The sequence below is a fragment of the Pantoea sp. OVA07A genome (assembly GCF_019969975.1).
Lineage (GTDB): Bacteria > Pseudomonadota > Gammaproteobacteria > Enterobacterales > Enterobacteriaceae > Pantoea > Pantoea agglomerans.
On the sequence record NZ_JAHXYM010000011.1, the window covers coordinates 24,639 to 31,757 of the forward strand.

Sequence of the window (7,119 nt, forward strand, 5' to 3'; positions counted from 1 at the left end):
GAGAGAGTGTTGAGATGAGTGAACTGAAGAACGATCGTTATTTGCGTGCCCTGTTACGTCAGCCGGTTGATGTCACGCCGGTCTGGATGATGCGACAAGCCGGGCGCTATTTGCCGGAGTACAAAGCGACACGCGCCCAGGCGGGTGACTTTATGTCGCTGTGTAAAAACGCCGAGCTGGCTTGTGAAGTCACCCTGCAGCCGCTGCGCCGTTATCCGCTGGATGCCGCCATCCTCTTCAGTGACATCCTGACCATTCCGGATGCGATGGGACTGGGTCTCTACTTTGAAACCGGCGAAGGCCCGCGTTTCTCAAACCCTGTGACCTGTCGCGCTGACGTTGAGCGTTTACCGGTGCCCGATCCCGAAATGGAGCTGGGCTATGTGATGAATGCTGTCCGTACCATCCGTAAGAACCTGAACGGCGACCTGCCGCTGATTGGCTTCTCTGGAAGTCCGTGGACGCTGGCCACCTATATGGTGGAAGGCGGGAGCAGCAAGGCGTTTACCAAAATTAAGAAGATGATGTATGCCGATCCCGCTACGCTCCACGCGATGCTGGATAAGCTGGCCGACAGCGTCATCCTCTATCTCAATGCTCAGATCCGCGCCGGTGCGCAGTCCGTTATGGTATTTGATACCTGGGGCGGCGTGCTGACCGGTCGTGATTACCGCGAATTCTCACTCCATTACATGCACAAAATTGTCGATGGCCTGCTGCGTGAAAACGACGGTCGCCGCGTGCCGGTGACGCTCTTCACTAAAGGCGGCGGACAGTGGCTGGAAGCGATGGCCGCCACCGGTTGTGACGCGCTGGGTCTCGACTGGACCACCGATATTGATGACGCACGCCGTCGCGTGGGCGACAAAGTCGCCCTGCAGGGGAACATGGATCCTTCTATGCTCTATGCGGCACCTGAGCGCATAGAACAGGAAGTGGCTGGGATCCTGGAGCGCTTTGGCTCAGGTACCGGGCATGTCTTCAATCTGGGGCATGGTATTCATCTGGATGTGCCACCGGAAAATGCGGGCGTCTTTGTTGAGGCGGTACACCGTTTATCACGTCCCTGGCATCAGGAGTAATCATGGATATTGCCGCACTTCGCGCTGAGCAGTTACAACGCGCCGCTGATGTGGTGCGAGAAGATGACTTTGATGTGCTGCCACCCCGCTTTATCGGCGGGGCGGACGTTGGATTTGAGCAGGAAGGTACCATCACCCGGGCGGCGATGGTGATACTGGAGTATCCCTCCTTAAAGCTGGTGGAGCACCGCATCGCACGCGTTGAGACCACCATGCCTTATATTCCGGGCTTTCTCTCATTCCGTGAATATCCAGCGCTGATGGCCGCCTGGCAGATGCTGGAGCAAAAGCCGGACCTGCTGTTTGTGGATGGACATGGTATTTCGCATCCACGACGACTTGGCGTCGCGTCACATTTTGGCCTGCTGGTCAATGTGCCCACCATTGGTGTCGCGAAAAGTCGCCTGTGTGGCCGTTTTGCCGATCTGGATGCGCAGCCTGGCAGTCGTCAGCCACTGATCGACAAAGGCGAGCAGATAGGCTGGGTATGGCGCAGCAAGCTGCGGTGTAATCCGCTGTTTGTCGCCACCGGCCATCGTGTCAGCCTGGATACCGCGCTGCAGTGGGTCGAAAACTGTACGCGTGGTTACCGGCTGCCGGAACCGACCCGCTGGGCCGACGCGGTTGCCTCGAACCGAACCGCTTTCCAGCGCTGGCAAAACGCGCTTTAACACTGTTTGTGCTGCGGTTTTGCAGTTACACTGCGGCCAGCGAAACGAATAAGAGCCACCTTTATGTTACAAAATCCCGTTCATCTGCGTCTGGCGAAGCTGGAAAGCTGGCAGCACCTTACTTTTATGGCCTGCCTGTGCGAGCGCATGTATCCCAACTATCGCGCGTTCTGCGAGCAGACTGAATTTGCCGATCCGGCACTCTATCGCCGTATTCTTGATCTGATCTGGGAAAACCTGACGGTCAAAGATGCGAAGATTAACTTCGACAGCCAGCTTGAAAAGCTCGAAGCCGCCATTCCGGATGGTGATGCGTTTGAGGTTTACGGCGTTTATCCGGCTATCGATGCCTGTGTGGCATTAAGCGAAGTCGTACATGCGCAGCTGAGCGGTGAAACTCTTGAGCATGCAATTGAAGTCAGCGAGACCTCAATTACCACTATCGCCATGCTGGAAATGACCCAGGCTGGACGCGAAATGACCGACGAAGAGCTGCGTGAAAACCCGGCTATCATCGATGAGTGGGACCTTCAGTGGGAGATTTTCCGCCTGCTGGCGGAGTGTGAAGAGCGCGACCTTGAATTGATTAAAGGTCTGCGATCTGACCTGCGTGAAGCGGGAATTAGCAACATCGGTATAAATTTCCAGCAGTAAGGCGATAAAACGTGACTTCAGGCCCGAATTAGCGCGCCTGGAGGCTTCACATTGGCCCCCTGTCTGGTCTACATTTGGGGGGCTGAAAATTGTGGCTATCGGTGCGTGCAGGCAGAAGAGTGCCAGAATATGGCTTTTCCCTCGCACTCGTTGCTTAGCAAGCGATAAATACACTTTAAGGATAACTTATGAACAAGACTCAACTGATTGATGTGATCGCAGAAAAAGCTGACCTGTCTAAAACCCAGGCAAAGGCAGCGCTGGAATCTACTCTGGCTGCGATCACTGAGTCTCTGAAAGATGGTGATGCTGTACAACTGGTTGGTTTTGGTACTTTTAAAGTGAACCACCGCGCTGAGCGTACCGGTCGTAACCCGCAGACTGGCAAAGAGATCAAAATCGCTGCAGCAAATGTACCGGCATTCGTGTCTGGTAAAGCGCTGAAAGACGCCGTTAAGTAAGACGTCGCACTGCGGTTAAGCTTTAAAACAGGGGGCGTTTCGCCCCTTTTGTTTAAGAGGCCAGCCATCATGACCCCGCTGTTTCAGCGTTTATCTGTTCTGTTTCTCTCCCTTTTTCTTTTCGGTTGCAGCTCTACTCCGGATATTCCCCCCTTTTCTGCCAGTGGCTATCTTGCCGATCGTGGTGTTGTTCGTATCTGGCGTAAAAACAGCGACCACCAGTCGGTCCATATCCGCACCTTCTATACGCCGTTCAGTGGGGGGGAGGGTGAAGTGACGGATTATGTCTGGCTGGAAGAGTCGTTGATCAGCATCCAGCGTCAGGTGAAGGGCAACCAGCCTGATGATGTGACCCTGCGCTTTGACCAGGCTGGCGGTCTTAACTTTATGCAGCGCCAGCTTTCAGGCCGGCGTGAAGCGGTCAGCCCGGATGCGGTTGAGCTCTATAAGTTTGATGCCGAGCGGATGCGTAACCTCAGCGATGCGCTATTAAGCGGTCAGGTGTTCCTCAGACAGGGACACTGGCTGGGAAACAATGTGCTGGAGAGTTGCGAAGGCCAGCAGGTCAGACCCGCTTTTGACGCCGACGCTCTGCAGATGCTGACACAGCAGCAACGCCGCGCATCGGCACCGCTGATGGTGTCATGGCTGGAAGCGCCGGAAGGAATACAGCTATTGCGGGTCAGTCAGCAGGATGACTGCTCACAGCAGCCGACAGAAGAAGATATGTGAATTGAAAAGGGGGCACCTGGTGCCCCCTGAACTTATTTGCGATTAATGGCGCGGTAGCCGATATCGCGGCGACAGAAGCTGCCCTGCCATGAGATTGGCTGTGTCAGCTCATAAGCCCGCTTTTGTGCCGCGGCCACATCGTCGCCCAGCGCGGTTACGCACAACACGCGGCCACCGTTTGTCAGCACCAGGTCCTCTTCCAGCCGTGTTCCGGCGTGGAATACCTTGCCGTCAGCCACTTCTTCCAGTGGCAGACCGTGAATCTGATCGCCCTGAGTGTAGTCACCCGGATAACCGCCCGCCGCCAGCACCACACCCAGCGCAGGGCGGGGATCCCATTGTGACGTTTTCTGATCCAGCTTACCGTCACAGGCGGCCAGGCAAAGATCGACCAGATCCGACTGCAGACGCAGCATGATCGGCTGAGTCTCCGGATCGCCGAAGCGGCAGTTGAATTCGATCACTTTCGGCTGCCCGGTGTGATCGATCATCAGGCCGGCATAGAGAAAACCGGTATAGACGTTGCCTTCAGCCGCCATGCCGCGCACGGTCGGCCAGATAACCTGATCCATAACGCGCTGGTGGATCTCATCGGTGACAACCGGAGCCGGAGAGTAGGCACCCATTCCGCCGGTGTTCGGACCGGTATCGCCATCGCCCACGCGTTTGTGATCCTGGCTGGTGGCCATGGGCAGCACATGCTCGCCGTCCACCATCACGATGAAGCTGGCTTCTTCGCCATCCAGAAACTCTTCAATCACAATGCGGTGTCCGGCATCGCCAAAGGCGTTTCCGGCCAGCATATCCTGAACCGCATCCTCAGCTTCCTGCAGCGTCATCGCCACAATCACGCCTTTACCTGCGGCCAGGCCGTCGGCTTTGATGACGATAGGGGCGCCTTTCTCACGCAGATACGCGAGAGCGGGCTCAACCTCGGTGAAGTTCTGGTATTCCGCACTCGGGATCTTATGACGCGCCAGGAAATCCTTGGTGAAAGCTTTAGAGCCTTCCAGCTGCGCAGCGGCCTGAGTCGGACCAAAGATAGCCAGCCCGGCCTCACGGAAGGCATCCACGATGCCAATCACCAGCGGCGCTTCGGGGCCGACAATCGTTAGATCAATCTTTTCACGCCGGGCAAACTCAAGCAGGGCAGGGACATCAGTTGCACTAATCGCGACATTCTGCAGCGCAGGCTCTAATGCGGTGCCCGCGTTACCCGGTGCCACAAACACGGTTTCCGCCAGCGGCGACTGGACAGCTTTCCAGGCCAGAGCATGTTCACGTCCGCCATTGCCGATTACTAAAATTTTCATCTGTTTCTCTCCAGAACGATTAATGGCGGAAGTGACGCATGTCGGTGAAGATCATGGCAATGCCGTGCTCATCTGCCGCCGCAATTACCTCTTCATCGCGGATGGAGCCGCCAGGCTGGATGACGCAGCTCACGCCTGACGCGGCTGCCGCATCAATACCATCACGGAACGGGAAGAAGGCATCCGACGCCATGGCTGATCCTTTTACTTCCAGCCCTTCATCGGCTGCTTTAATGCCGGCAATCTTAGCGGAATAGACACGGCTCATCTGTCCGGCACCGATACCAATGGTCATGTTGTCGCGTGCATAAACAATGGCGTTAGACTTAACGAACTTCGCCACTTTCCAGCAGAACAGCGCATCACGCAGTTCCTGTTCCGTTGGCTGACGTTTACTGACTACGCGCAGCTGGCTGGCATCGACCATGCCGAGATCGCGATCCTGTACCAGCAGACCCCCGTTGACACGTTTGAAATCCAGTGCAGCAGTACGGTTTTGCCATTGGCCGCAGATCAGGACACGGACATTCTGCTTCGCGGCGGTAATTTTCAGCGCGGCCTCGGAAACCGCTGGCGCGATAATCACCTCAACAAACTGGCGGCTGATAATGGCCTGCGCAGTTGCTTCATCCAGCTCGCGGTTAAAGGCGATGATGCCGCCAAATGCGGAGGTCGGATCGGTCTGGTAAGCACGCTCATAGGCTGCCAGCAGAGAGTCACCGGTCGCTACGCCACAAGGGTTTGCATGTTTGACGATGACGCAGGCGGGTTCACTGAACTCTTTTACGCACTCCAGTGCAGCATCCGTGTCAGCAATGTTGTTATAGGAGAGCGCTTTACCCTGAACCTGCCGGGCCGTCGCCACTGAAGCTTCAGTGATATTCTCTTCTATATAGAAGGCAGCATCCTGATGGCTGTTTTCACCGTAGCGCATATCCTGCTTCTTAATGAAGTTCAGATTCAGGGTACGCGGGAAACGGCCGGCGGGCTGATTACGATCACCGTGATAGGCGGGCACCAGGCTGCCAAAGTAGTTAGCGATCATGCTGTCATACGCGGCAGTGTGTTCGAACGCTTTGATCGCCAGATCGAAACGGGTCTCAAGCGTCAGGCCATTTTCATGGGCATCCATTTCGGCAATGATCGCATCGTAGTCGCCGCTGCTGACCACGATTGCCACATCTTTATGGTTCTTGGCAGCAGAGCGCACCATGGTCGGGCCACCGATGTCGATATTTTCCACTGCATCTTCCAGTGAACATCCTTCACGGGCGACGGTCTGTGCAAAGGGATAGAGGTTAACGACCACCATGTCGATTGGGCTGATGTCGTGCTGCGCCATAATGGCATCATCCTGGCCGCGACGACCTAAAATGCCGCCATGCACTTTCGGATGCAGGGTTTTGACGCGTCCATCCATCATTTCCGGGAAACCGGTGTAGTCAGAGACTTCTGTGACAGCCAGACCCGCATCCGCCAGCAGGCGAGCTGTTCCGCCTGTGGAGAGCAGTTCGACACCGCGACTTGAGAGCGCCTGAGCAAATTCGAGGATACCGGCTTTGTCAGAGACACTGAGCAATGCGCGGCGTACAGGACGAGTTTGTTGCATGGTGGTTTATCCCTTGGCTTTGTTTCGCGTATATAAGAGCGTTACATCAGGCTTTACAGCGGTTTTCTCTTCTCTATATAGGAAGAAAAAATCAAAAACCTCAGGTAACGCCCCGAAAAGGGGTGTCCGGAACTTCGCCCGGCATTGTAGCGAAAACGTTTGCGTGATGCTCGCCTAAATTTATCTGGCCCGACTAATGTGGATAACATTGTGTGTAACTGCGTATAACAGCCGCTTTTGCTGTGGAATGCAGCGAACGCTCTTTTTTATGCAATTTATGGGTTGCGCCTCTCAGACAACTCCCTATAATGCGCATCCATCAACACGGCACACCGGCAACGGAATGACAGGTTGAGAGGCGCAGGAGACTGAGCCGCCGGAGAAAAACTTCTGAGAAAGAGGTTGACTCTGCAGGAGGAAAGCGTAATATACGCCACCTCGCGACAGGACGCTAACGCACTGTTCGCACTGCTCTTTAACAATTTATCAGACAATCTGTGTGGGCACTCGCAGGATTGATATCAGCGTCTCCGGACGTAAAAAAATATCAAGCCTCACGAGTGAACACATAATGAAATTCATTATGACGTTTTACAG

The 7,119-nt window shown here is 55.2% G+C and carries 7 protein-coding genes; 5 read left to right on the plus strand and 2 right to left on the minus strand.

Annotated features, from left to right (window positions below):
• The first annotated feature begins 14 nt into the window (after nt 1-14).
• The 5 genes from hemE (at nt 15) to LC417_RS22060 (ending at nt 3,600) form a co-directional block, all read left to right on the plus strand.
• Complete coding sequence (gene hemE / locus LC417_RS22040) at nt 15-1,082, plus strand: uroporphyrinogen decarboxylase (RefSeq protein WP_010672222.1); 1,068 nt, start codon at nt 15-17, stop codon at nt 1,080-1,082.
• A 2-nt stretch (nt 1,083-1,084) separates the two neighbouring features.
• Complete coding sequence (nfi, locus tag LC417_RS22045) at nt 1,085-1,753, plus strand: deoxyribonuclease V (protein WP_223566358.1); 669 nt, start codon at nt 1,085-1,087, stop codon at nt 1,751-1,753.
• 63 nt (nt 1,754-1,816) lie between these two features.
• A complete protein-coding gene (locus LC417_RS22050) occupies nt 1,817-2,407 on the plus strand; it encodes a YjaG family protein (RefSeq protein WP_010261070.1) in 591 nt (196 codons plus the stop codon).
• 188 nt (nt 2,408-2,595) lie between these two features.
• Nucleotides 2,596-2,868, plus strand: a complete 273-nt coding sequence (gene hupA, locus LC417_RS22055) for a nucleoid-associated protein HU-alpha (RefSeq protein ID WP_003850136.1) — start codon at nt 2,596-2,598, stop codon at nt 2,866-2,868.
• A 69-nt stretch (nt 2,869-2,937) separates the two neighbouring features.
• Nucleotides 2,938-3,600, plus strand: a complete 663-nt coding sequence (locus LC417_RS22060; RefSeq protein WP_010261073.1) for a DUF1481 domain-containing protein — start codon at nt 2,938-2,940, stop codon at nt 3,598-3,600.
• Nucleotides 3,601-3,632: 32 nt separating this feature from the next.
• Here the strand turns inward: LC417_RS22060 and purD are convergent, their stop codons facing one another.
• Nucleotides 3,633-4,913: a phosphoribosylamine--glycine ligase gene (purD, locus tag LC417_RS22065; RefSeq protein WP_163641078.1), complete on the minus strand. Its 1,281-nt coding sequence runs from the start codon at nt 4,911-4,913 to the stop codon at nt 3,633-3,635.
• 19 nt (nt 4,914-4,932) lie between these two features.
• Nucleotides 4,933-6,522, minus strand: coding sequence for a bifunctional phosphoribosylaminoimidazolecarboxamide formyltransferase/IMP cyclohydrolase (gene purH, locus LC417_RS22070; protein WP_033768368.1), 1,590 nt, complete (start codon nt 6,520-6,522; stop codon nt 4,933-4,935).
• Nucleotides 6,523-7,119: the final 597 nt, after the last annotated feature.

What these genes read in the sequence shown, in the direction of transcription:
- hemE (WP_010672222.1), top strand. Translation starts at nt 15, where the DNA reads ATGAGTGAACTGAAGAACGATCGTTATTTGCGTGCCCTGTTACGTCAG.
- nfi (WP_223566358.1), top strand. Translation starts at nt 1,085, where the DNA reads ATGGATATTGCCGCACTTCGCGCTGAGCAGTTACAACGCGCCGCTGAT.
- LC417_RS22050 (WP_010261070.1), top strand. Translation starts at nt 1,817, where the DNA reads ATGTTACAAAATCCCGTTCATCTGCGTCTGGCGAAGCTGGAAAGCTGG.
- hupA (WP_003850136.1), top strand. Translation starts at nt 2,596, where the DNA reads ATGAACAAGACTCAACTGATTGATGTGATCGCAGAAAAAGCTGACCTG.
- LC417_RS22060 (WP_010261073.1), top strand. Translation starts at nt 2,938, where the DNA reads ATGACCCCGCTGTTTCAGCGTTTATCTGTTCTGTTTCTCTCCCTTTTT.
- purD (WP_163641078.1), bottom strand. Translation starts at nt 4,913, where the DNA reads ATGAAAATTTTAGTAATCGGCAATGGCGGACGTGAACATGCTCTGGCC.
- purH (WP_033768368.1), bottom strand. Translation starts at nt 6,522, where the DNA reads ATGCAACAAACTCGTCCTGTACGCCGCGCATTGCTCAGTGTCTCTGAC.